General features: G+C 46.3%; 19 protein-coding genes. 9 read left to right on the top strand and 10 right to left on the bottom strand.

From position 1 onward, the window contains the following. Window positions 1-120 precede the first annotated feature (120 nt). Window positions 121-1,491, bottom strand: coding sequence for an outer membrane channel protein TolC (gene tolC, locus Xenpb_RS06260; protein WP_187653554.1), 1,371 nt, complete (start codon window positions 1,489-1,491; stop codon window positions 121-123). A gap of 217 nt (window positions 1,492-1,708) precedes the next feature. Here tolC and nudF point away from each other — a divergent pair, with 217 nt between their 5' ends. From nudF to folA, 8 genes are all read left to right on the top strand, one after another. Then, on the top strand, window positions 1,709-2,344 hold the full coding sequence (gene nudF / locus Xenpb_RS06255) for an ADP-ribose diphosphatase (RefSeq protein WP_187653553.1): 636 nt from the start codon (window positions 1,709-1,711) through the stop codon (window positions 2,342-2,344). Window positions 2,345-2,448: 104 nt separating this feature from the next. Continuing rightward, window positions 2,449-3,288 (top strand): 3',5'-cyclic-AMP phosphodiesterase, encoded by an 840-nt coding sequence (cpdA, locus tag Xenpb_RS06250; RefSeq protein ID WP_187653552.1) that lies wholly within the window; start codon window positions 2,449-2,451, stop codon window positions 3,286-3,288. After that, window positions 3,288-3,896, top strand: coding sequence for an esterase YqiA (gene yqiA, locus Xenpb_RS06245; RefSeq protein WP_187653551.1), 609 nt, complete (start codon window positions 3,288-3,290; stop codon window positions 3,894-3,896). Before cpdA ends, yqiA begins: the two co-directional genes overlap by 1 nt. Window positions 3,897-3,969: 73 nt before the next feature. Then, complete coding sequence (gene parE, locus Xenpb_RS06240; RefSeq protein ID WP_187653550.1) at window positions 3,970-5,865, top strand: DNA topoisomerase IV subunit B; 1,896 nt, start codon at window positions 3,970-3,972, stop codon at window positions 5,863-5,865. A gap of 55 nt (window positions 5,866-5,920) precedes the next feature. Continuing rightward, window positions 5,921-8,173, top strand: a complete 2,253-nt coding sequence (gene parC, locus Xenpb_RS06235; RefSeq protein WP_187653549.1) for a DNA topoisomerase IV subunit A — start codon at window positions 5,921-5,923, stop codon at window positions 8,171-8,173. A gap of 67 nt (window positions 8,174-8,240) precedes the next feature. Beyond that, window positions 8,241-8,972: a 1-acylglycerol-3-phosphate O-acyltransferase gene (locus tag Xenpb_RS06230; RefSeq protein ID WP_187653548.1), complete on the top strand. Its 732-nt coding sequence runs from the start codon at window positions 8,241-8,243 to the stop codon at window positions 8,970-8,972. Window positions 8,973-9,297: 325 nt separating this feature from the next. Continuing rightward, window positions 9,298-10,728: a cell division protein FtsP gene (gene ftsP, locus Xenpb_RS06225; RefSeq protein ID WP_187653547.1), complete on the top strand. Its 1,431-nt coding sequence runs from the start codon at window positions 9,298-9,300 to the stop codon at window positions 10,726-10,728. A 284-nt stretch (window positions 10,729-11,012) separates the two neighbouring features. Further along, on the top strand, window positions 11,013-11,498 hold the full coding sequence (folA, locus tag Xenpb_RS06220; RefSeq protein WP_099113983.1) for a type 3 dihydrofolate reductase: 486 nt from the start codon (window positions 11,013-11,015) through the stop codon (window positions 11,496-11,498). A 45-nt stretch (window positions 11,499-11,543) separates the two neighbouring features. Here the strand turns inward: folA and apaH are convergent, their stop codons facing one another. From apaH to lptD, 6 genes are all read right to left on the bottom strand, one after another. Next, on the bottom strand, window positions 11,544-12,371 hold the full coding sequence (gene apaH / locus Xenpb_RS06215) for a bis(5'-nucleosyl)-tetraphosphatase (symmetrical) ApaH (RefSeq protein ID WP_187653546.1): 828 nt from the start codon (window positions 12,369-12,371) through the stop codon (window positions 11,544-11,546). A gap of 2 nt (window positions 12,372-12,373) precedes the next feature. After that, entirely contained in the window at window positions 12,374-12,751 is a 378-nt protein-coding gene (gene apaG, locus Xenpb_RS06210; protein ID WP_187653545.1) for a Co2+/Mg2+ efflux protein ApaG, read from the bottom strand. Window positions 12,752-12,788: 37 nt separating this feature from the next. Then, on the bottom strand, window positions 12,789-13,604 hold the full coding sequence (gene rsmA, locus Xenpb_RS06205) for a 16S rRNA (adenine(1518)-N(6)/adenine(1519)-N(6))-dimethyltransferase RsmA (protein ID WP_187653544.1): 816 nt from the start codon (window positions 13,602-13,604) through the stop codon (window positions 12,789-12,791). After that, on the bottom strand, window positions 13,597-14,610 hold the full coding sequence (gene pdxA / locus Xenpb_RS06200; protein ID WP_187653543.1) for a 4-hydroxythreonine-4-phosphate dehydrogenase PdxA: 1,014 nt from the start codon (window positions 14,608-14,610) through the stop codon (window positions 13,597-13,599). The genes rsmA and pdxA overlap by 8 nt, the downstream gene beginning before the upstream one ends. Further along, complete coding sequence (gene surA / locus Xenpb_RS06195) at window positions 14,588-15,892, bottom strand: peptidylprolyl isomerase SurA (protein WP_187653542.1); 1,305 nt, start codon at window positions 15,890-15,892, stop codon at window positions 14,588-14,590. Before surA ends, pdxA begins: the two co-directional genes overlap by 23 nt. 69 nt (window positions 15,893-15,961) lie before the next feature. Next, window positions 15,962-18,322, bottom strand: a complete 2,361-nt coding sequence (gene lptD, locus Xenpb_RS06190) for an LPS assembly protein LptD (protein WP_187653541.1) — start codon at window positions 18,320-18,322, stop codon at window positions 15,962-15,964. A 182-nt stretch (window positions 18,323-18,504) separates the two neighbouring features. On the opposite strand from lptD, the gene djlA reads away from it, so the two are divergent. Continuing rightward, the gene (gene djlA / locus Xenpb_RS06185) at window positions 18,505-19,329 is read left to right on the top strand and encodes a co-chaperone DjlA (RefSeq protein WP_187653540.1); all 825 of its coding nucleotides are present in this window, start codon (window positions 18,505-18,507) and stop codon (window positions 19,327-19,329) included. A gap of 31 nt (window positions 19,330-19,360) precedes the next feature. Here djlA and rluA read toward each other — a convergent pair whose 3' ends face one another. From rluA to Xenpb_RS06170, 3 genes are all read right to left on the bottom strand, one after another. Beyond that, window positions 19,361-20,014, bottom strand: coding sequence for a bifunctional tRNA pseudouridine(32) synthase/23S rRNA pseudouridine(746) synthase RluA (rluA, locus tag Xenpb_RS06180; protein WP_187653539.1), 654 nt, complete (start codon window positions 20,012-20,014; stop codon window positions 19,361-19,363). Window positions 20,015-20,212: 198 nt separating this feature from the next. Continuing rightward, window positions 20,213-23,122 (bottom strand): RNA polymerase-associated protein RapA, encoded by a 2,910-nt coding sequence (rapA, locus tag Xenpb_RS06175; protein WP_187653538.1) that lies wholly within the window; start codon window positions 23,120-23,122, stop codon window positions 20,213-20,215. Between the two features lie 218 nt (window positions 23,123-23,340). Then, window positions 23,341-25,689, bottom strand: coding sequence for a DNA polymerase II (locus Xenpb_RS06170; protein ID WP_187653537.1), 2,349 nt, complete (start codon window positions 25,687-25,689; stop codon window positions 23,341-23,343). Between the last annotated feature and the right edge of the window lie 572 nt (window positions 25,690-26,261).

Genomic DNA, 26,261 nt, shown 5'->3' with positions numbered 1-26,261 from the left:
ATCCAGGGGATTGGCTCTCTGGGATATGCTTAAAAAGCAGCCCACACAATCGGCGGGCTGCTTTTTTAGTATAGCGTCTTTAATATAACGTTTTTTAATGTAAAACGATAGAACATTAAATCAGCGAATTGATGGTGTTTCCATCTCTTTAATGATATTGCTGGCAGAGGTTGAGATTTGCGTGCCTAACATCTTGTTCAACTCTATCAAATCATTTTCATTCAAAGTGCCACGAGCCAGTTGGTTACTTAATTGGGAAAGCAAGTAATCGTAGCGTGCCTTAGACAGATTTTGTTTGGCTTGATAAAGTTTGGTTGTCGATTCCAGCACATCAACGATAGTACGTGTTCCTACCTGATAACCGGCTTCCATTGAATCCAATGAACTTTGCGCAGAAAGTACCGCCTGCTTGTTGGCGTCAACACTACTGATCGCCGCAGAAATATTGTTGGTAGAGGAATGCACTTCTTGTGTGACTTGGCGATAAGTGTTTTCCAAATTCTGGCTGGCACTGACGAAATTATATTTCGCTTGTTCTACTTGAGAATAGGTAGCTCCACCACTGAATAAGGGGAGGCTTAAGGATACTCCAACAGAGTTATTTCCGCTGTAGGTATTTTCGTATTGAGCACCACGGCTATGATCGTTGCTGACGCCTGTAGACGCCGTTAATTCAACGGTTGGCATATAGCCTGTCTGTGATTCCTTGATCTGTTCGCGGCTTAGATCTTGTTTTAAACGCGCTGACAGCAGGCTCAGGTTACTGGCTTCTGCTTCTTTTAGCACCTTATCAGCAGACTCTGGTTGTTTAGTTTTAAATTGATCAATATTCAATGAAGCCAGTTGTGGATAGTAAGTACCGGTAATCATGCGTAGTTTTTCCAACGCATTATCCAGAGTGTTACGATCAGAAACTTCTTGTGCCCGAATTGAATCATACTGGGCGCGGGCATTTTGTACGTCAGTAATGGCAACCAGACCGACATTAAAACGTTGGGTAGTTTGATCCAACTGACGATATAGTGAGGCTTTCTGGGCTTCTCTATATGTCAAGGCATCAATACTATTCAGAACGTCAAAATAAGCTTTGGCGGTCTCCAGAATTAATTTTTGTTGAGCTGTTTGGTAATCGATATCGGCAATACCAGCACGTTTCTCAGATTGATTTAACTGATTCCATTTCGCCATATTAAAGATGGTTTGGGTCAATTGCAGTTTAGCACTGCTACCATGACTTTCTGATTGTTTATCTTTTGGAACTCGAAAACTTTTGTTGTAATCAACACCCGCGCTCAGCCCCAATTGAGGCAATAACGTACTACGCGTTTCATTAATCTTTTCAACTACTGAATTGCGGTCAGCTTGTGCCTTAAGCAATTCCGGGTTTGTTTCTTTTGCCTGCTGATAAATCTGGAGTAAATCCGCAGCATGGCTTGAAGTACTAAAACCTACCAGATTCATAGCAATAAAAAGAGAGAGCAATTTTTTCATTTGCGTTCCTTGTTGTGCAGCTATTTTGCTTAAGTTGCCTCTGCATAAAAACTAAGTACCACAGATTCTAGCAGAAAATACCAATAAGGCAGGGTGACTGTTTGTGCCATATTGCCTCATTTTTCAACTTGTTTGTATCATCAAAATGAATTTATTTAGACAATGTAGAAAAATACCTTTTAATAATAGGAAATTTTAAAAATAATCAGGAGCCTTTATGAGCGAAGATCTTTCCCCTTCACGTACTTTTACAAAACAAGATGTTGAAGTTATTTCCCAAAAAACGCTCTATCGCGGTTTTTTTTCCATGACGGAATATCAATTCAGGCATCGCCTGTTCCGGGGTGGTTGGAGCGAAACCGTTAAACGCGAGGTTTTTGAACGCGGTCATGCGGGGGTTTTATTGCCTTATGATCCGGTACGCGATGAAGTTGTTTTGATTGAACAAATTCGCATCCCTGCGGTTGAAACCAGTGATACACCGTGGTTGTTGGAAGTGATTGCCGGCATGATCGAAGAGGGCGAAAATGCTGAACAGGTCGTGCGCCGTGAGGCAATGGAAGAGGCAGGGATTGACGTTAAGCGCTGTCAGCCTGCGTTGAGTTATCTTTCCAGTCCTGGTGGTACAACAGAGCGCATGTATATCTTCGTTGGCGAAGTGGATGCTTCTACCGCGTCAGGCGTTCATGGTCTGGAAGGCGAGCATGAAGACATTCGCGTTCTGGTTGCCAGTCGTGAACAGGCTTATCAGTGGGTGGAAGAGGGGATTATTGATAATGCTGCTTCGGTTATTGCAATACAGTGGCTTGCGTTGCACCATGAAAAACTGAAGAGAGATTGGTTGGGGGAATAATTCCTAATTTATGCTGGAAAATGGGAAGTGTGCCCCAGTCAGCAGATCTTTTACATAAAGACACGCTAGAATAATCCTTATGATCGACAGGAAAAGGAAACCATTTGGAAAGCCTGCTTGAAATACCTGTGGCAGAAGGCGCCACAGCCAGAATACTGCAAATCACTGATACGCATCTTTTCGCCAATAAGGGTGATTCACTGCTAGGCATCAATACTTATCGTAGCTATCATGCTGTGTTGGATAAGATCCTTGGGCAGGATCTTGATATTGATTTGATCGTTGCGACAGGTGATTTGGTTCAGGATCAGACAATCAATGCCTATCAGCATTTTGCTGAGGGGATTGCCCGTTTGCCTGCGCCTTGTGTTTGGCTGCCCGGTAATCATGATTATCAGCCGGTGATGGTTGATACGTTGGCAGCAGCAGGGATTTCACCTTCCAAGCAGATATTTATCGGCCAGCATTGGCAATTGATTATGCTGGATAGTCAGGTGCAGGGTGTTCCTCATGGAGAACTGACGGATTATCAGCTCGAATGGATGAATAAATGTCTGGATGAGCACAGTGAGCGCCATACCATTGTCATGTTGCACCATCATCCCATCCCTTCTGGATGTACATGGTTGGATCAGCACAGCTTACGTAATGCCCCTGAATTATCAGAGTTTTTGAAAGGCAGGGCACAGGTAAAAGCCATACTGTGCGGGCATATCCATCAGGAAGTTGATGAAATGTGGAATGGCATTCGTGTTATGGCAACACCATCAACCTGTGTGCAATTTAAGCCACATTGTACTAATTTTATGCTTGATACAGTGGCTCCGGGATGGCGTTACCTTGAACTGTCTGTGGCTGGCAACGAAGAAGCAAGATTGCAAACACAGGTTCACAGGCTTGAGAGTAACGAGTTTTGCCCGGATTTAGATTCGGACGGGTATTAATGTCAACGTTACTTTATCTACATGGTTTCAATAGCTCACCCCAATCAGCGAAAGCCAATGCGCTGAAAACATGGTTGCACCAGCAGCATCCCGAAATTGAGATGCTGACGCCGCAATTACCGCCTTATCCTGAAGAGACGGCGATCTTGCTGGAAGAACTGGTGATGGAGCGCGCCGGTGAAAATATCGGTCTGGTGGGCTCTTCCCTTGGCGGCTATCTGGCTATTTGGCTTTCCCAGTGTTTTGGATTGCCTGCCGTGGTCGTTAACCCTGCGGTACGCCCATTCGATTTGCTTCAGGATTATCTCGGGGAAAACGTGAATCCCTATACCGAAGAGCGGTATACTCTCGAACAAAGCCACATACATGATCTCAAAGTGATGCACATTGACCCGCTGGAATCGCCCGATCTTATCTGGTTATTGCAGCAAACCGGGGATGAAGTGCTCGACTACCGCCAGGCCGTTGCTTACCTGATGCAGTGCCGGCAAACGGTCGAATCTGGTGGGAATCATGCTTTTGTTGGCCTCGAATACTATTTCCCTCAAATCATCAATTTCTTGGGTCTGACCAGTGGCAATAGTAAAAAAATTGCCAAAAATAGGTAAGCGACTGGTATTATCAACAGTATATCAATACTGATTGGCCCTCTAATAACGAAGCAACCGACAGAATTACAACATGACTCAATCTAGTTACAACGCAGAGGCCATTGAAGTCCTCAGTGGCCTGGAGCCAGTTCGTCGTCGTCCCGGTATGTATACCGATACAGCCCGCCCGAACCATCTGGCACAGGAAGTGATCGATAACAGTGTGGACGAAGCTCTGGCTGGTCACGCGAAGCATATTGAAGTAATCCTTCACAGCGATCAGTCTCTGGAAGTGATAGATGATGGCCGTGGTATGCCGGTTGATATCCATCCTGAAGAAAAAGTTTCTGCTGTTGAATTGATCCTCACCCGCCTGCATGCGGGGGGAAAATTTTCCAATAAAAATTACCAGTTTTCTGGTGGCCTGCATGGTGTTGGGATCTCGGTGGTCAATGCCCTGTCCAAACGGGTAGAGGTCACGGTTCGTCGCAACAGCCAGGTTCATCAGATCGCTTTTGAAAATGGCGAAAAAGTACAAGAGCTGGATGTTATCGGCAGTTGCGGTAAGCGCAACACCGGAACGAGTGTTCACTTCTGGCCGGATGAAAGCTATTTCGATATCCCCCGTTTTTCTGCCACTCGTTTGACACATTTGCTGAAAGCCAAGGCGGTATTGTGTCCGGGTGTTGAAATTGTCTTTAAGGACAAATTGAGCGATACAGAGCAGAAATGGTGTTATGCCGACGGGCTGACAGATTATCTGCTGGAAGCCGTTAATGGGTTGGTCACGTTGCCACAGGCACCTTTTGTAGGCACACTCCGCGGGGATACTGAAGCGGTTGACTGGGCATTGCTTTGGTTACCGGAAGGCGGAGAATTACTGGCAGAAAGTTACGTTAACCTGATCCCGACAGTACAGGGCGGAACCCACGTTAATGGCTTACGCCAAGGTTTGCTTGATGCCATGCGTGAGTTTTGTGAATTCCGCAACATCCTGCCACGTGGCGTTAAACTCTCGGCGGATGATATCTGGGATCGCTGTGCTTACGTGTTATCCCTCAAAATGCAGGATCCGCAATTTGCAGGGCAAACCAAAGAACGCCTCTCTTCGCGTCAATCTGCGGCTTTCGTTTCTGGTGTGGTGAAAGATGCGTTCAGCCTGTGGTTGAACCAGCATATTCAGGAAGCAGAACAACTGGCTGAAATGGCGATTGCCAGTGCGCAACGCAGAATGCGTGCGGCGAAGAAAGTTGTACGTAAAAAGCTGACCAACGGCCCTGCATTGCCGGGTAAATTAGCAGATTGTACCGCCCAAGATCTCAATATTACGGAGCTGTTTCTGGTGGAGGGGGATTCGGCCGGCGGATCTGCTAAACAAGCCCGCGATCGTGAATTTCAGGCAATTATGCCGCTGCGCGGAAAGATCCTGAATACATGGGAAGTTTCTTCCGATGAAGTACTGGCTTCGCAGGAAGTGCATGATATTTCTGTTGCGATTGGTATCGATCCAGATAGTGACGATTTAAGCCAGCTTCGCTACGGTAAAGTCTGCATACTGGCGGATGCGGATTCAGATGGATTGCACATTGCCACCCTGCTGTGTGCCCTGTTTGTCCGCCACTTTCCGACGCTGGTAAAACGTGGGCATGTCTATATGGCAATGCCGCCACTGTACCGTATCGACCTCGGCAAAGAAGTGCATTATGCGCTGGATGAAGGGGAAAAGAGCGCCATACTCGATCGCTTGAGTCGCAAACGGGGTAAGCCGAATGTCCAGCGCTTTAAAGGCTTGGGTGAAATGAACCCAATGCAGTTGCGCGAAACCACGTTAGATCCCAACACTCGCCGTCTGGTGCAGTTGACTATCGACGATGATAATTATCAGGAAACCCTTTCAGTCATGGATATGCTTCTGGCGAAAAAGCGCTCAGAAGATCGCCGCAACTGGCTGCAAGAGAAGGGTGATTCCATCGATATTGAAGTTTAGCGCATTGAGATATAGCGCAATAGATAGTCAATACAGATTCTGAGGAAATTAATACATGAGTGAGATAACTCACGATGGTGTGGAGCGTCAGCCGCTTCACACATTCACTGAAAACGCCTATTTGAACTACTCCATGTACGTCATCATGGACAGGGCGTTGCCTTTTATCGGTGATGGTTTAAAACCTGTTCAGCGCCGTATTGTCTATGCGATGTCAGAACTGGGGCTGAGCAACAGCGCCAAATTTAAAAAATCTGCCCGTACTGTGGGTGACGTGCTGGGTAAATACCATCCGCATGGGGATGGCGCATGTTATGAAGCTATGGTTCTGATGGCTCAGCCTTTCTCATACCGTTACCCGCTGGTTGATGGGCAAGGTAACTGGGGTGCCCCGGATGATCCGAAATCTTTTGCGGCAATGCGTTATACCGAATCCCGGTTGTCCAAATATGCTGAATTGCTGCTGAGTGAGTTGGGGCAAGGCACGGTGGATTGGGTGCCAAACTTTGATGGCACATTGCAGGAGCCGAAAATGCTGCCTGCACGCCTGCCCAATATTCTGCTTAATGGTACTACCGGCATTGCCGTTGGTATGGCAACGGATATTCCACCGCATAATGCCCGTGAAGTGGCGAATGCGCTGATTGCCATGCTGGATAAGCCTGATCTATCGCTTGATGAGGCAATGGAGTATGTCAAGGGGCCGGATTATCCCACCGAAGCCGAGATCATCACGTCAAAAGAAGATATTCGCAAGATCTACAAAAATGGCCGTGGTTCGGTGCGTATGCGGGCGGTTTGGTCGAAAGAAGAGGGCAACGTTGTCATTACAGCCCTGCCACACCAAGTGTCCGGCGCGAAAATTTTGGAGCAGATCGCCAGCCAGATGCGGGCGAAAAAGCTGCCAATGGTGGATGATCTACGCGATGAATCTGATCACGAAAACCCAACCCGTTTGGTCATTGTTCCACGCACGAATCGTGTTGATGTCGAACAAGTCATGAACCATCTGTTTGCGACGACCGATCTGGAAAAAAGCTATCGCATTAACCTCAATATGATCGGTTTGGATAACCGTCCTGCGGTTAAAGGCTTGGTTGAGATCCTCAGTGAGTGGCTGGTTTTCCGTCGTGAAACAGTGCGTAATCGTCTGAATCACCGCTTGGAAAAAGTCCTTAAACGTTTACATATTCTGGAAGGGTTGTTAGCGGCTTATCTTAACATTGACGAAGTCATCCACATTATTCGCAATGAAGATGAACCAAAGCCAGTGCTGATGCAGCGTTTTGAATTAACCGAAACGCAGGCCGAAGCAATTCTGGAGCTGAAATTGCGTCACTTGGCGAAATTGGAAGAAGTCAAAATTCGTGGCGAGCAGGATGAATTGGCGAAAGAGCGTGACAAACTTCAGGCGATTTTGGGTTCCGAACGTAAATTAAATACCTTGCTGAAAAAAGAGATTATTGCCGATGCTGAAAGCTACGGTGATGTTCGCCGCTCCCCGTTGAAAGAGCGCATGGAAGCGAAAGCCATGAGCGATCATGACATCCTGCCATCTGAGCCAATTACGGTTGTTATGTCTGAAATGGGTTGGGTGCGCAGTGCGAAAGGGCATGAAATTGATCCGGCTGGCTTGAATTATAAGTCTGGTGACAGCTTCCGCAGTGCAGTACGAGGTAAAAGTAACCAACCCGTAGTCTTTATTGACAACACCGGGCGTAGTTACTCTATAGATCCGTTGGATTTGCCATCAGCCAGAGGTCAGGGCGAACCGTTAACGGGGAAATTGGCATTGCCGGCTGGAGCATCCGTTGAGCATCTTCTGATGGCGAAAGAAGAACAGAAATTTCTGATGGCATCAGATGCAGGTTATGGTTTTATCTGTACTTTCAGTGACCTGATTGCTAAGAACCGCGCAGGTAAGGCATTGATTACTCTGCCTGAAAACGCCAAAGTGATGTTGCCGTTGGAAATTAACAACGAGCAGGATGATATGCTGCTGGCGATAACCAAAGCGGGTCGTGTGTTAATGTTCCCTGTAGCGGATCTTCCTCAGCTTTCCAAAGGCAAGGGCAACAAGATTGTGTCTATCCCCGCAGCTCAGGCCGCATCAGGGGAAGATATGCTGAGTTGGTTGCTGGTACTGCCTCCACAATCCACCATTACGCTCTACTTTGGTAAGCGTAAATTGCAGCTCCGCCCAGAGGACTTACAGAAATTCAGAGCGGAAAGAGGGCGTAAGGGAACTTCACTGCCTCGTGGATTACAGCGCGTGGAACGTGTTGAAGTGGAAACGCCTAACCAATAAATTAAGTAACAACAAAAATCATAATTGCGGGCCAGTATGATACTGGCCTGCTCTGCAAGAGGCTGCTATGCTAGCAATCATTCGTGGAATTATTGTTATTCTGTTTACAATCCTGATCTTTATTTTTGGTTGTCTCTACTGTTTATTCAGTCCGCGCAATCCACGTCATGTGATGACCTTCGGCCATGCGTTTGGCAAACTGCATAAAATATTGGGTATTAAACTAGTGGAACGTATTCCGGCAGACGCTCAGGAATACGGGCCTAGCATTTATATCGCTAATCATCAAAACAATTACGACATGGTTACCATGTCTAATGCAGTGCAGCCACGTACCGTCACTGTAGGCAAAAAAAGTCTGGTTTTTATTCCGTTCTTTGGTCCGCTTTATTGGCTGACAGGTAATATTTTGATCGACAGAGAAAACCGCACAAAAGCACACGGTACAATCTCACAGGTTGTTGATCAAATTACCAAAAAACAGGTTTCGATCTGGATGTTCCCGGAAGGAACGCGCAGCCGTGGTCGCGGATTATTGCCGTTTAAAACAGGAGCTTTTCATGCCGCCATTGCAGCAGGTGTACCTATCGTGCCAGTGTGTGTTTCTTCAACACACGGTAAAATAAAACTGAATCGTTGGAATAATGGCACTGTGATTGTCGAAATGTTGCCTCCGATTGATACCACGAAATATACCAAAGATCAGGTTCGTGAATTGGCGGGGCATTGTCGGCAAATGATGCAATCTAAAATTGAAGAATTAGATAAAGAAGTTGAGGCGCTGAATAAGCAAGGATAATTTCAGATGACGATAAAATGTCCGAAATCGTCAAATATATTTCCCCACACTTTGGATGGATTTTGGCTATCAATTTAAGATAGTTTTAGAATTTCTTTCCCATTCGCGATATGATTGCGTTTAATAACTTAATGTTTTTATTAAACGCAATCGATAGAATAATAAATCCTGATAGCCACAATATCGGGATATTCATCCCAGTAATTATTTGAATTTTTTTAGTCATTGTTAGTGGTTGCGTTTACATAAGCAATCATTGTGGGTTGCTATTCTTGTCGTAGATACTATTTCTTGTCATAAATACTATTCCTGCTGTGGAGAAAGTATGTCACTGAGTCGACGCCAGTTTATTCAGGCATCTGGTTTGGCAATGTGTTTAGGGGCGCTTCCTTTTGCGGTTCGAGCCAACAAAAATCAACAAACGAAATTGCCACTTCCCCCCTTACTGGAACCCCGAGGCGGACAACCTCTATTTTTAGCCATACAGAAAGCCAGATGGTCATTTAATGGTCAGAATAAAGTTCATGTTTGGGGCATCAACGGGCACTATCTGGGGCCGACTATCCGGGTTCGTCGAGGAGACGATGTCAAACTGATATATAGCAACCGTCTGTCTGAACCGGTTTCAATGACGGTAGGTGGTTTACTGGTGCCTGGAACCCTGATGGGAGGCTCGGCCCGTTTGATAGCACCGGGTGAAAATTGGTCGCCCGTTATCCCGATAGATCAACCAGCGGCTACCTGTTGGTATCATGCCAACACACCACACCGAATGGCACGACATATTTATGCTGGCCTGGCCGGAATGTGGCTGGTGGAAGATGAAAGCAGCCGTGGTTTGCCTTTACCTGAACATTATGGCGTTGATGATTTCCCAGTTATTTTGCAGGATAAACGACTGGATAATTTTGGCGTACCACAATATGACCCGCCAGCCAATCAGGGTTTCCTTGGCGATACTTTAGTGGTTAACGGGGTTGAAAATCCTTTTGTTGAAGTTGCCAGAGGTTGGGTCAGGCTACGTTTGCTGAATGCTTCTAATGCCCGGCGATTTCAATTAGAACTCAGCGATGGACGTCCTTTCTATATGGTTGGAACTGATCAGGGGTTGTTGCCTGCTCCTGTAGCCATACAGCAACTGCCACTTGCCCCGGGCGAACGTCGTGAAGTCTTGGTTGATATGTCGAAAGTGGAAAGTGTCACTATTACTGCGGGAGAATCCGCAAGCGTGATGGATCGTCTGAAAGGGTTGTTTGAACCTTCAACCAAATTGTTATCCACCACAGTATTGACACTTAAAGCCAGTGGTTTGCTCCCTTTGGTGACGGATCAATTACCTTCTCAGCTCGTGCTGGATAATACACAAATCAATTCTTCTATCCGAAGCAGGCAGCTAGCTTTGGGAGATTATTCGCAGGGAATTAATGGTTCAGTGCTGAATGAACATCGAACCGACATAGTTAGCCAGCAAGGTACATGGGAACGTTGGATAATCACAACCTCAACGCCTCAGCCTTTCCATATTGAAGGCGTAAGATTTAAAGTTATCAGCCTTAATGGCAATCGCCCAGAGCCACAGGATTATGGTTGGAAAGATACTGTCTGGATTGATGAACGGGCAGAACTACTGGTCAATATGATGCAGCCCTCTTATGAGAATTTCCCCTTCATGTATTACAGCCAGATACTGGAAATGGCGGATCGTGGGGTTGCAGGACGGCTAATTGTTAACTCTGCCAGCTTTAGTATTGGATAAAAACCGCATCAAGAAATAGTAACCTTTGGAAATAAATAACCTTGAGAAATGGCAGCAGCTCAGAATGGCAATGAAAAGCGGTAGTGTATACCCCATCCGATTGAGTCGGGCTGCGATGAGGGCGCTTTTTTGTTAACCAGAAGTTGATTACGCTATAAATTGCTTAACATTTAGCGGGTAAACTAACAATTTGTTCTGAATAAATTGCTAATTTTATCGACTGAGCGTAACCCTTTCCGTATAGTGTCCCAAATTTTCATACTACTTGCCTGTAAGGTGACTTAATGAATATCAGCTTGATTGCTGCGATGGCCATGGATCGAGTTATTGGTATGGAAAATTCCATGCCGTGGACTCTGCCAGGTGATTTAGCCTGGTTCAAACGCAACACACTCGGAAAGCCGGTTGTGATGGGACGAGTTACTTATGAATCAATTGGCCGTCCTTTGCCGGGACGTCTGAATATCGTGATCAGCAGTCAACCTGCAAGCGATGATCGGGTCACTTGGGTAAGCTCCATCGAAGCTGCTTTGGCTGCGGCTGGTGATGTTGAAGAGATTATGGTGATGGGAGGAGGAAAAATTTATGAGCAGTTTATTCCTCTGGCTAATCGTATGTATCTGACTCATATTGATGCAGAAGTGATCGGTGACACGCACTTCCCTGATTATGAACCTGATGAGTGGAATTCAGTTTTTACGGAATATCACGATGAAGATGAAAACAATTCACACAGCTATTGTTTTGAAATCTTAGAACGCAGAAAGTGATTTAGTTTTACGTGCGGAGTGCTCAGGCACTCCGGCGTCGTCAATTCAGTCTTTTGATCTTGTGAGCATTGAATCCTGACTGAAATACTGTTTATCTTCCCAACGTAGCATTGTCAACTTACCTCCCCAACAGCAGCCCGTATCCAGCGCATAAATACCATCCGGAGCGCCTTGTCCTTCCAGCGCAGCCCAGTGACCAAACGCAATGGCATAATCTTCAGGAATGTTGCGCGGTAATTCGAACCAAGGTTTCAACGGGGCAGGGGCATTTTCGGGCTTAGATTTACAGATCATATCCAACTGACCATTTGGGAAACAATAACGCATCCGGGTCAGTGCATTGGTGCTGTAACGCAGCCGGGCAAGGCCACTTAATTCAGGGACCCAGTTATTTGGCATATCCCCATACATTTCATTAAGAAATAAAGGATAACTGTCACTGCGAAGAATGGCTTCCACTTCACGGGCGCATGTTTTGGCCGTTTCTAAATCCCATTGTGGGGTGAGCCCCGCATGAGCCATGACCAATTTCAACTCATCATCAATTTGTAACATTGGCTGTTTTCTCAGCCAATTTATCAATTCATCAATATCTGGTGCAGTGAGCAATTCATCCAGCAAGTCTTTCGGCTTATTACGGCTGATCTTTGCGTAAACAGCCAACAAATGCAGATCGTGATTACCCAGCACCAGTTTAACTGCTGTGCCGAGCTGCTTGATATAACGAAGTACTGCCAGAGAATCAGGACCACGGGCAACCAAATCGCCCGTTAGCCACAATGTATCTTTGCCGGGATGAAAATCAGCTTGTTCTAATAAGGCACGTAATTCACGGTAACAACCGTGAATGTCGCCGATAAGGTATGTTGCCATAATTAATTAATCAGTGTCGGAATTGCCAGTCGAAATACGGGAATGGTGGCACGAAATGGGTGGCCTTCGTGATCAATCATTTCATAATGACCTTCCATCGTGCCCAGAGGTGTTTCCAGAATTGTCCCGCTGCTGTAGCTATATTCTGTTCCTGCCGGGATCAAAGGTTGTTTCCCCACAACCCCTTCACCCTGAATTTCGGTTCGGTGACCATCACTGTTGGTTATGCGCCAGTAACGGCTAATCAGTTGCACTGGGAAATGCCCAAGATTGCGAATTGATATTGTATAAGCAAATACAAAGCGCTGCTGTTCCGGCTGTGATTGACTTTCTACATAGGTACTTTGTACTTGAATATAAATTCTTGGTTCATTGAGCATAGGTGCCTCCTGTTACTGTAACGACTGTTTGTTGGTTTCAGGCAACTTCAGACTGAGACGATAACCAGTTTGCCATTTTACAGTATTGCTCGACAGAGATGTTTTCAGCCCGCGTGGTTGGATCAACACCCAGTTCAGATAACTGTTCAACAGAAAAAATATTGCCAAGGCTGTTACGGATAGTTTTTCTCCGTTGGTTAAATGCCTGAGTTGTGATCCGGGCTAATATGTTAATGTCCTGAACCGGATAAGGTATGGTCTTGTACGGGATCAGGCGCACAATAGCGGAATCCACTTTTGGTGCTGGTGTGAATGCTGTGGGCGGCACTTCAAGAACAGGGATTACTTGACAGTAGTATTGAGCCATCACACTTAAACGCCCGTAGGCTTTGCTGCCCGGGCCAGCGACAAGACGATTCACCACTTCTTTTTGCAGCATAAAGCTCATATCAGCGATAGCATCAGTATAGCTGAAAAGGTGGAACATTAATGGCGTGGAAATATTATAAGGCAGATTACCAAATACACGCAGTGACTGCCCGCGCTCTCTGGCAATCTGACCAAAATCAACAGTCATCGCATCTTGTTGAATGATTGTCAGCTTATCTTTCAGTTTCGGATGGACATGCAGTCTGGCCGCTAAATCGCGGTCAAGCTCGACGACTGTCATTTTATCCATGCGCTCACCAACGGGTTCAGTCAGTGCTCCCAGACCCGGGCCAATCTCCACTACAGCCTGATCGGCCTGTGGGTTTATCGCATCGACAATGCTGTCAATAATAAACTGATCGGTTAAAAAGTTTTGCCCGAAACGTTTACGGGCATGGTGCCCCTGATGGACTTTATTATTCATTACTGTTTTGTATCATTTTAATTGCTAGATTTAATGCGGTGATAAAACTACCCACATCAGCTTGACCTGTCCCCGCCAGCTCCAGTGCTGTGCCATGATCGACAGAAGTTCGGATAAATGGCAGGCCCAATGTGATATTCACGGCCCTGCCAAAACCCTGGTATTTTAACACGGGTAACCCCTGATCGTGATACATTGAAAGCACCGCATCGGCATTATCCAAATATTTGGGCTGAAATAGTGTATCCGCGGGCAATGGGCCTTCCAGCCACATCCCTTCTGCTCTCAGGCTCTCCAGCGCAGGAATGATCACGTCTATTTCTTCATGCCCCATATGCCCGCCTTCACCCGCATGGGGATTCAGGCCGCAAACATAGATGTGGGGACGCCGGATACCGAATTTGGTTTTCAGATCATGGTTGAGAATGGTGACAACTTCCCTGAGGGAATCAAAAGTAATCGCCTTGGGAACATCTAAAATTGGCAGGTGTGTCGTTGCCAGCGCAACCCGCAACTCTTCTGTTGCCAGCATCATGACTACCCTTGAGCATTGGCTGTGGTCAGCAAAAAACTCAGTATGTCCGGTAAAGGGCACGCCAGCTTCATTAATGACGCCTTTATGCACCGGGCCTGTCACCAGAGCAGAAAACTCCCCATTCAGGCAACCATCGCAGGCTTTTGTCAGCGTTTCCGTGACATAAGTACCGTTTTCTCGGTTCAATTCACCCGCAATAGCCGGAGATTGGAGAGAGACAGGCAGAATCGTCAGGGTTCCGGCCGCTTGTGATGAGGAAATGTGTTCAGGGGAGTATGTTTGTAGTCTCAGAGGTAAATTCAGTTGTCTGGCCCGGGAGAGCATCAGCTCTGGATCAGCACAGACTACCAATTGGATGGGCCACTCTTTTTGGGCGAGGGCAATGACTAAATCAGGGCCAACCCCGGCTGGTTCGCCGGGGGTGATGACAATGGGGTTGATAGAGGGTTTATTGTTGTGCATTGCTACCATCTAAAATTTTCACATAAGCGGAGGCGCGTAATTCCTGCATCCAGCTTTGTGCCTCTTCATTGAATTTACGGTTGAACAGCAGACGGTAGGCACGATCTTTCTGTGCTGTATCCGTTCTGTCAACTTTGCGGCTATCAAGCAGTTGAATCAGGTGCCAGCCGAAAGAAGAGTGAACGGGTTGGCTGATCTCACCTTTTTGCAGTTTGGTCAAGGCATCACGGAAAGCAGGGTCATAAGCACTCGGCAAATTCCAGCCCAGTTCTCCACCACGCATGGCGGAACCGGGATCTTCAGAATACTCTTTCGCTGCTGCTTCGAATGTCGTTTTGCCGCTTAAAATTTCTTCCCTGAGTTTCATTAATTCGTTACGTGCCTGCTCGTCGTTCATAACCGGTGATGTTTTCAGCAGAATATGACGGGCATTCACTTCAGTAACCGCAATCGGCGTCTGACCACCACGGATATCATTTACTTTCAGAATGTGAAAACCCACACCAGAACGAATCGGGCCAATAATCTGCCCTTTGTGCGCAGATTGGAGCTGTTCAGCGAACAGGGTAGGCAATTCTTGCAGCCTGCTCCAGCCCATATTTCCCCCTTTCAGGGCTTGGCTGTCACCAGAATACGCGATAGCCAATTTGCCGAAATCTCCGCCACTCTTGAGTTCAGACAAGACTTTTTTGACCGTGGTTTCAGCTTTTTCTACCTGAGCCTGATCTGGATTTTCTGGCAGAGGGATCAGAATATGGCTGATGTTCAATTCCGAGTCCTGACTATTTTGGCTTTCGAGCTGATTCGCCAGTGAATCAACTTCCTGTGGCAGAATAGTGATGCGGCGGCGCACTTCATTATTGCGTACTTCCGCGATCGTCATTTCCTTGCGGACTTGGTTGCGGTAGGTGTCAAAATTAATACCATCTGCGGTCAGGTTCTGTTTCAGTTGGGCCATGCTCAGGTGGTTTTGGTCAGCGATATTGGTAATTGCAGAATCCAGGGCTTGATCGGGAATGGTAATTTGCATCTGTTTTGCCATTTGCAAAACGATGTCATCCATAATCAGGCGCTCAAGGATCTGATGACGCAGTGCTTTTTCATCCGGTATTTGCTGACCTGCATGCTTTGCATTGAGTTTAACGGATTGTAAGAGGCTGTTGACGTCACTTTCCAGTACGACATCATTGTTAACAACGGCAGCCACCCTATTGAGTTCCTGTGGTGCAGCCACTGCGACAGTGGTTACTGAAAACATCAATCCGAGAGTGAGCGCTTTCCAGTTCTTCATACATTTCCCATCATATCAATCCCGCCTTGGCGGGGTTATTGTGTATATCGGTATCAGAGTTTATCGGTATCAGAATGCGCGTTGGTATGGAAGAATACCTTGCTGTAGCATTTTCTGACTACCCAAACTGTGATTGTTACTTAAGCCACGAAGTTCAACATTGAATGACCATTTGTTGTCATACTGACTGCTGCCGAATCTCCAGTTGACGATCTTGCGTTCATAGCCCACATTGACTGCCCAACAGCAAGTGTTGTATTGCAGACCCACCATCTGGTTCGCAGGTTGTTTCTCTTTGGTATCGTAGTAATACGCTCCGACAAATGCCCAGTGATCCGTCAATGGCCAGCTTGCCACCATTCCAACCTGCGAAATACCCTGTTGATAAGCTGGCGCACCGCCTTTGAGCGTGGCCTGAATATAATCGCGGTCAACAAAACGATAGTTTAACTGCAATATGCGATCAGCATCACGACGGTATTCCACTACTGCATTACCCATGGTTAAACTACCCAGACGGTTATCGTATTGCAGCCCGCCTTTGAGCCCCCAGGAATCATTGACTCTCCAGTGCGCATCTCCAGCCCATGTCGTGGCGCCCGTTCCCTTTTTGTTTCCGATGATATCTTTAGAACCTGAATTAGGTTCAGTATCTTCAGTACGTGGACGTTCAAAGTAGTAGATTTGACCTACGGACAGGCTAAAACGTTCAACTAAATCTTCATCATAAATGCGGGTAGTTACACCTGTCGTAAATTGATTGGCAGATGAAATGCGGTCTAAGCCACTGTAGAAGCGGTCACGGAACAATCCGGTATAGTCCGCTTGCAGCAGGGAAGAATCAAAGTTGTTAATGTTATTTTGATTCTTGTAAGGCACATACAGATACTGAACGCGTGGCTCCAGCGTCTGGGTATAGTCCTGATTAAAATACATGGCGCGTTCAAACACCATCTTGGCATCTGATTTAAATACAGGCAGGAGACGGTTTACTGATCTCTCCAATGAAGCCGTATCTTTATTGGCTTTGGTTGCAGCAGTAAGATCCTGTTGGTAATGCGTCGCCATCAACTTAAATTCGTTATTGATGCTGGCCCAGCCATTGGAGAGTGGCAAGTTAATGGTGGGTTCCACATGCAAACGTGTTGCATCAGGCCACTGGTTACCAACGCTGGTAAATTTAGCTGCTTGGGCATAGGCATGAAAATCAAATGGTCCTAAATTGTTTTTATAATAATTCAGATCCAACTGAGGGGCTGCCCGGTAGGCTCTTCTTCTATCGTCGATGGTAAAAATCTGGAACTGTTTGGTTGCGAGTGTGGCATTCCAGTTCTGTTGCGCATAACCAATACTGAATTTCTGGGTCGCATAGCTGTCCGTGCTAGAACCATACTGAGAAGTAAAGTCATTAAAATAACTTGGATCACTGACTTTGGTATAGTCGGCGTTAAAACGCCAGACCTGATTCATGACTCCGCTATGGTTCCAATAAAACAGCCAGCGATTATCACTCTCTCGTTCAGGTCTGATGTTAAGTTTTTTGTCTTCCCTGTACAGGCGGTCGTGGCCTATCCAATCCAATGCAACAGTACCTGTACCGGCTTGAGTCAGGTAACGGAATTCATTGTCCAGTTTCAAGCCACGCATAGTGATAAGGTGCGGAGTGATCGTGGCATCATAATTAGGTGCAATATTCCAGTAATACGGCAGCAGGAATTGGAAGCCATCTTTATTGGAGAAACTGGCATTGGGGATCAGGAAACCAGAGCGGCGTTTATCACCAATCGGTAACTGCAAATACGGACTGTAAAACACCGGCACATTGGCAATCCGGAAACGGGCGTTCCAGATTTCAGCCACTTCTTCTTCGCGATCCAGGATCACTTCGGAACCGACAACACTCCAGCTATCATTGCCCGGCAAACAAGAGGTAAATATCCCGTTATTTAAAATGGTATAGCGGTTTTCATCACGCAGCATCATCTTATCTGCGCTGCCACGTCCCTGGCGGCCAACCATCTGGTATTTACCTTGTTCCACGTCGGTGTCTTTATTGTTTAAATTAGCCCAGGCGCGTGGCCCTTTCAGAATGATCTGAGGGTCATCATAGCTGACATTACCTGTTGCGGTAATAGTACGAACGAGTTCTTTATCTTGTGTTTGTTCAAGCCTGACTTTATCGGCTGTCAGCGTTTTATTTCCCTGCCGGATATCAACATTACCAATGAACTCAACCGCATTAGGATATTCGCCACGAGTATCTTCGGATTTAATGTTAACGGGCATTTTATTGGGATCACCTGTGATAATCGGCTTATCATAGACAGGGATACCCAGCATACATTGTGCTGCGAGGTCAGCATGTGCTTGCTGACTGTAAAGTGCGGCCCATACCATTGTGGCCAGCAGGGTAGGATAACATTTGTTCATAGATGTTTATGCGGTTCCGTCATCAGTGCCATCGTGCCGGCAAATGTTCAGAGACTAACGTAGTTGAGATATATGCACCAGAGTAAAGTTTAACTTTGCTTATCTTGTTGTTAGGCACAGAGCTTAATGAATAGTATGATAATGCAAAATTGCGCTAAGGGCATTGGGGAATTGAAGACTATATGCAGTATTGGGGAAAATTATTTGGATTAATATTTGGTATTGCGTCTGGTGCTGGTTTTTGGGGGATTGTGATTGGCGTGTTGTTGGGTCACATTCTTGACAAAGTCAGGGCACGAAATTTAGGTGCCGATGCTAAAGGCCCGACCCGGCAGTCCCTGTTTTTTCGCAGCACTTTCCAAGTATTGGGGCATATAACTAAAGCCAAAGGCCGGGTAACAGAAACAGATATCCAGCTTGCCACTCAACTGATGGACAGAATGCAGCTGCATGGTGAAGCCAGGCTTGCCGCCCAGCAGGCATTTCGTGAGGGCAAACAGCCTCAATTCCCTCTGCGTGAAACATTACGGCAATTACGGCGTGCTTGCGTTGGTCGTTTTGACCTGACCCGGATGTTTTTGGAAATTCAGTTACAGGCTGCATTTGCTGACGGTGAACTGCATCCTAACGAAAGAAAAGTTCTATTTGTTATCGCCGAAGAACTGGGAATTTCCCGTATTCAATTTGAACAGTTCCTTGCCATGATGGAAGGCGGGCGTCATTTTGACGGGCAGAATTTTGGTGGGCAGCATCAGCAATACGGGCATTATCAAGGTCGTGGGCAGCAGCGTGCGACGTTGGCAGATGCCTGTAAAGTATTGGGCGTCAATGAACAGGATGACGCCACAACCATTAAGCGCGCTTATCGAAAACTAATGAGTGAACACCATCCAGACAAACTGGTAGCGAAAGGTTTGCCTCCAGAAATGATGGAACTTGCGAAACAAAAAGCGCAGTCCATCCAGTCTGCTTATGATTTAATTAAAAAAGAGAAGGGCTTTAAATAGCGCTTATCCAAATGTACCAAAAAAGCATGCGTTAAAAATCTGCCTGGCACTCAAAATGTATTGGAGTGCCATAAGCCGGATGAGTAATGAAGAGTTCTTGGGCATGTAATTGCAGGCGAGGTGCCAATACCCTTGCCTGTTCGTGGGCATAGAATCGATCCCCCAGAATAGGGTTGCCAAGGGCTAACATATGTACACGGAGCTGATGAGAGCGTCCTGTGATTGGTGCCAGCCTGACCCGCGTTGCTTGTGCTTCATACTCCAGTACCTGATACTCTGTCTGTGCCGATTTGCCGGTTTCAAAACAGACTTTTTGTTTCGGGCGATTCGGCCAGTCGCAGATTAACGGTAGATCCACCAATCCTTCTTCCGGCTCCAGTTTTCCCCATACCCGCGCGATATAGACTTTTTTCGGTTCACGCTCACGGAATTGACGCTTCAATTCACGTTCGGCGGCTTTAGTCAGCGCAACAACCATAATACCGCTGGTGGCCATATCCAATCGATGCACCGATTCAGCGGTGGGAAATTCCGCCTGTATCCGCGTCATGATACTGTCCTTATGCTCTTCTGCTTTGCCCGGCACAGAAAGCAATCCACTGGGTTTATTGACAACCATAATGTGCTCGTCTTGGTACAGCACATATAACCAAGGATCTGTCGGGGGATTATAAGACTCCAGCATAATAGCTCCCATATGTTGAAGGATGATCGTGTTGAAAAATAGTCGTGTTAAAAAATAGTCGTGTCGAAAAATAGTCGTGTCGAAAAATAGTCAAATCGGAAAAATGACGGGGGCTTTCGTGAAGAAAACCCCCTGAGTTTAAAGCAATGATTGGCGATAAGCCATTATTGATAAGCCGCTATTACTGGCGAGAAACTATTATTGATGAGAAACAACCACCAGACGAATAGCATCCAGACGCCAGTTAGCTTGATCAAGGTTAAGCAACAGATGCTTGTGCTCAGATTCAATCGCTTCCAGCTCATCATCACGGATATTCGGGTTAACCGCTTTCAGGGCTTCCAGACGTGACAATTCTGCTGACAGGACTTCATCTGCTTCTTTTTTGGCTTTCTCAATCAATTTACGCGCTTGTTTTTCAATCAGAGGTTCTGATTGTTGCAAAATCGCATGAACTTCTTTCTGTACCGCATTAACCAGTTTGCTGGCATTGTGGCGATTGATGGCATTTAACTGGCGGTTGAAACTCTCAAACTCTACCTGAGGAGCCAGATCGGTGCCTTTCAGATCCAACAAGAGGCGCACAGGCGTTGGTGGCAAGAAGCGGGTTAATTGCAGATGTTTAGGCGCTTGTGCTTCAACAACGTAAATTAACTCAACCAATAGCGTACCGACCGGCAGTGCCTTGTTTTTCAGAATAGAAACAGCGCAGCTTCCGGTATCTCCTGACAGGATTAAATCCAGGCCATTACGGATAATTGGATGTTCCCAGCTCAGAAATTGAGTATCCTCACGGGATAGCGCTTTTTCACGGCTAAACGTAATGGAGCAGCCATCTTTCGGTAATCCGGGAAAATCAGGTACCAGCATATGATCAGATGGTTGCAGGGCGATAATATTATCACAGCGATCTTCCTGATTGATGCCGATGATATCGAACAGGTTCAGGGCAAAATTCACCAGATCCGTATCGTTATCTTGTGCGGCGATTGTTTCTGCCAGTTTTTGGCCTTGCTCGCCACCGTTAGAATTCATTTCCAGCAGACGGTCACGGCCTTGTTCCAGTTGCTGTTTGAGTTGTTCGTGATGCGTGCGGCATTCCGCAATAAATTCATTGAAACCCGCCTGCTCGTTTGGCTTGGCAAGGAAATTCAACAGAACTTCATAATACTTGTCGTAGATAGAACGGCCTGTCGGGCAGGTATGTTCAAACGCATCCAGACCTTCGTGATACCAGCGCAGGAGAATCGATTGCGCCGTATTTTCCAGATAAGGCACGCTGATCTTGATATCGCGGCTCTGACCGATACGATCCAGACGTCCGATACGCTGTTCCAGCAAATCAGGGTTAAATGGCAGATCAAACATGACGAGCTGATTGGCAAACTGGAAGTTACGCCCTTCGGAGCCAATTTCAGAACAGAGCAGCACTTGCGCCCCTTCTTCTTCAGAAGCAAAGTAAGCCGCTGCGCGGTCGCGTTCCAACAGGGACAAGCCTTCATGGAATACGGCACTGCGGATACCTTCGCGCTCCCGCAGAACTTGCTCCAGTTGCAGCGCAGTTTCTGCTTTGGCACAGATCACCAGAACTTTTTCGTCACGGTTTGCCATCAAGAAACCCAACAGCCATTCTACGCGAGGATCGAAGTTCCACCATGTGGCGTTTTCACCTTCGAACTCCTGATAGATCCGCTCAGGATAGAGCATATCTTTGGCGCGTGCTTCCACGGTTTTTTTGGCGCCCATGATTTCAGAAACTTTGATTGCCGTCTGGTATTGGGCAGGCAAAGGTAACTTAATCTCGTGCAGTTCGCGATGAGGGAAACCTTTCACGCCACCACGGGTATTACGGAACAGCAACCGGCTGGTGCCGTGGCGATCCATCAGCATAGAGATCAGTTCACGGCGAGCATTTTCACTCTCTTCATCCTGATGGCTGTTTGCTGCTTTCAGAAGAGGTTCAATATCCTGCTCACTGATCAACTCAACAATCACATTTTGCTGGTCATTATTCAGCGTTTCACCGGACAACAATAACGTGACGGCATCCGCAACAGGACGATATTTCTGTTGTTCATCAATAAATGCCTGATAATCGTGGAAGCGGTTTGCGTCCAGCAGACGCAGACGGGCAAAGTGGCTCTCTTGCCCCAACTGCTCAGGTGTCGCTGTCAACAGCAGAACAGAAGGAATTTGCTCTGCCAATTGTTCGATAGCATGATATTCGCGGCTTGGGGCTTTTTCGCTCCATGCCAAATGGTGAGCTTCATCCACCACCATTAAATCCCAACTCGCCTCCAGCAGATGTTCGAAACGCTGCTTATTGCGGCGAACAAAATCCAGAGAACAGATAACCAATTGCTCGGTTTCAAATGGGTTGTCACTGTCATGCAGCGCTTCGCTATATCGACCATCATCAAACAGCGAAAAACGCAGGTTGAACCGGCGCAGCATTTCTACCAGCCATTGGTGTTGCAAGCTGTCTGGCACAATGACCAACACCCGATCGGCACGCCCGGCCATCAATTGCTGATGGATAATCATGCCCGCTTCAATGGTTTTCCCCAGACCAACTTCATCCGCCAGTAACACACGAGGGGCGTGACGCTTACCCACTTCATTGGCAATGTGTAACTGGTGAGGGATCAAACTGGCACGAATACCACGCAACCCACTTTCAGCCAGACGAAATTGTTCGCTCTGGTGCTTACGGGCGCGAAAACGCAGTGCAAAGCGATCCATGCGGTCAATTTGACCGGCAAACAGACGATCCTGCGGCTTATTAAACGTCAGCTTGCTATCCAGAAAAACTTCCCGCAGGCAGATATTTTCTTCTTCGGTATCCAGACGAGTACCGACGTAGATCAGCAGGCCATTATCTTGCTGAACATCATCGATCTTGAGTTTCCAGCTTTCGTGACTGGTCACGGTATCGCCCACATTAAACATAACGCGGGTAATGGGGGAGTCATTGCGTGCGTAAAGGCGGTTTTCTCCGCTGGCAGGAAAAAGCAACGTCACCATGCGCGCATCAAGCGCTACGACTGTTCCTAATCCAAGTTCGCTTTCTGTATCGCTTATCCAGCGTTGACCAAGAGTAAATGGCATAAATTTTGGCTCAGTTTTCTGTTAGACAATGTTATTTATGGTTGCAGGATGGCTGCTTTTGTTGGATATCGATCATCATTGGTTATCGATAGGGATAGTTTTCAATGGACTTTATAGCGCCTGTTTTTTTGATAACGAGGTCACAAAAGCACCATTCCCCTTTAGAGGGGCGATATGTTAATTGATGCTGAGCAAGCCGTCACCTGCAAAAATATCCATTACTCAAAAGAGATGCTCATTTGCCCTGTCAGCAAGGTCATAAAGTCATCCTGAATAAATGGCAAGATAGCATCGGCAATCGGCATCAATTGCTTATTGATATAGTGCTCATAATCGGGAGGTGAAGTCTGATTTTCCAACGGTTCAGGCCCGGATTGAGTGATGATATAGTTGATCCAACCTCCGTTTTGGTACTGCAATGGGCGATTATGCTGTTGGTTATATTCATCCGCCAAACGTGCAGCCCTGACATGAGGGGGAACATTGCGCTGGTAATCAGACAATTTGCGGCGTAGCCGTTTGCGGTAAACAAGATGATCATCAAACTCACCTGCCAGCGTTTTGGCAATATACTCACGGATATAATTCTGATGGGGTTTCTGATGGAAGATCAGAGTATATAACTCCTTTTGGAATATTTGTGCGAGTGGCGTCCAGTCAGTTCTTACCGTTTCCAGCCCTTTGAAAATCACTTTATCGCCACTCAGCCCGGCATAACGCTTTTTACTGCCTTGCTCCGCACCTCGTACTGTTGGCATCAGGAAGCGCCGATAGTGCGTTTCAAATTCTAATTCCAGCACACTTTCAAGGTTGAATTCGGTTTTGAGATGATTTTTCCACCACTGGTTAACAAATTGCGCCAGCGCATGCCCAATTTGGCTGGCTTCTTTTTCAGAATGGGGGCGTTTCAGCCAAACAAACGTAGAATCCGTATCGCCATAAATCACCTGATAGCCTTGTGATTCTATTAACTCACGGGTTTGATGCATGATTTTATGCCCACGCATGGTGATTGAGGATGTCAGGCGAGGATCAAAAAAATGGCAGCCGGAAGCACCAAGCACCCCATAAAACGCATTCATAATAATTTTCAGGGCTTGGGAAAGCGGAGCGTTTTGTTGTTTTTTGGCCTTGTCACGTTCGTACCAGATTTGCGTAACGATATCGGGCAGGCAATGTTGTGTCCGGGAGAAGAAGGCTTGCTTAAAACCGGGGACAGCATGTTCATAGTCGGGAGCGGCAATTCCTTCGACCATACCAACCGGATCGATCAGGAATGTGCGAATAATCGAAGGATAAAGACTCTTGTAATCCAGCACCAATACCGAATCATACAACCCCGGGAATGAATCCATCACAAACCCCCCCGGACTGTTATCATCGAAATAAGTTGGCTGAACGGGAGCGACATAGCCAATCCGGTGCATTCTTGGCAGATAAAGATGGGTGAACGCAGCCACAGAACCGCCGCTGCGATCCACCGCCAAGCCTGTTACCGTAGCGCGTTCCAATAAGAACGCCATGAGATCCGCTTTCTCAAAAATACGATTGACGAGAATACAGTCCTGCAAATTATAGTGGGCGAGGGCGGGCTTATCTTCCTGAAAGCGACGATTGATTTCATCCATGCGGTCATAGGGATTATCAAGGGATTTCCCTTCTCCCAATAGCGTTTGTGCAACATATTCAAGGCTGAATGAAGGAAAATTCCACGTTGCCGTTTTCAGCGCTTCAATACCATCAATAATCAAGCGGCCTTCTGCTGCGGCAAAAAAGTGGCCTGCTTTGAAGCCATGTTCCCGCCATTCGAGCAAACCCTGATTACGGCCGAATTTTAGCGGCACGTTATAGCGCTCAGCATGTTGCTGTAACACCCTTAAATCAAACTGAATCAGATTCCAGCCAATAATGGCATCAGGGTCGTAATGAGCCAGCCATTCATTGAGTTTTTCCAGCATCAGTGGACGGCTGGCGACATATTCCAGTTTGAAATTGAGATCCTGCTGGCTGCCATTCTTCGGCCCTAGCATAAGCACCGTTTTCTCACCACATCCCGCTAAGCCAATGGAATACAATTCCCCATGCTGACTGGTTTCAATATCCAGAGATACCCATTTCAGCTTAGGGCGATAGGTGGGATTGGCCTTCATTTGATAACTTCCGTCAGGTTTCTGGCTGAACCAGACAGGGGCAGTAATAAAGCGCTCCATCATAAACCGATCGGGCGGCCGAATATCAGCCTCATAGAGCGGAATATCCTGTTCTTTAAAGGTTTTCTCCAGATATTGCAGGTGGTGATATTGTAAACAATATAGTGCTGCGACAGGCTGACGGTTGAAATCTTTCAGTGACAATGCTTTTAGTTGGAAATGTTTTTCTTGTGCCAATAAACGCTTGGCTTTAGGTAAATCATGTTGAGGAATAAAGGCAACGGCTTTTTGGTGAGGAATTGTGATGCGACGTGCCCCGTTATCTGTCGCCAGCCAATACACCAACTCGATGCCAGACGAGGTATCTTTCCAGTGACGGGTCAGTATAAGACCTTGTTCAACGTGATTTATCTGCATGGTTTTTTATTAAAAGTAATCAGCTATATCTGGTTTTGTAAAGGTAATTTCAATCATAGCACTGATAGTGGTTATTTATACAGTATTTTTGTGGAATTAAGTCTTGGGGTAGGAATAAAAATTCCCTAAAGAAATCGTATTTATTAATTAATATTGTAAGTAAAATTTAGAAATTCATTTCAATAGATTTAATTTTATTAAGTTAATATCAATGATATTAACCAACTATAATATATTTAATTATCATATAGTTATGATAATAGCCTTTTGTTGTTATTTTTAATTGTATAAGATGATATCTATTTTTATGGAGAAGATAAATGTTAATTGAATCTGGTAAATATTGATGAATAAACCCAATAAACTGACTCAGACAGATATCAAAGTATTACTGTTATTTCTGGCTTTCACGTTGCTTTATTTATTACCTGGTATTTATGGGCATACTCCGTGGAAACAAGATGAAAATTATAGTTTTGGTATTATTCAAACCATGTATGAAACGGGAAATTGGTTAGTGCCCAAAAATGCGGGGCAACCTTTTATGGAAAAGCCCCCTCTGTATTATTGGA

The organism is Xenorhabdus sp. PB62.4 (assembly GCF_014467285.1).
Taxonomy (GTDB): Bacteria; Pseudomonadota; Gammaproteobacteria; order Enterobacterales; family Enterobacteriaceae; genus Xenorhabdus.
Note: the sequence above shows the minus strand (reverse complement) of the source record. Positions and strands in the feature narration are given on the sequence as shown.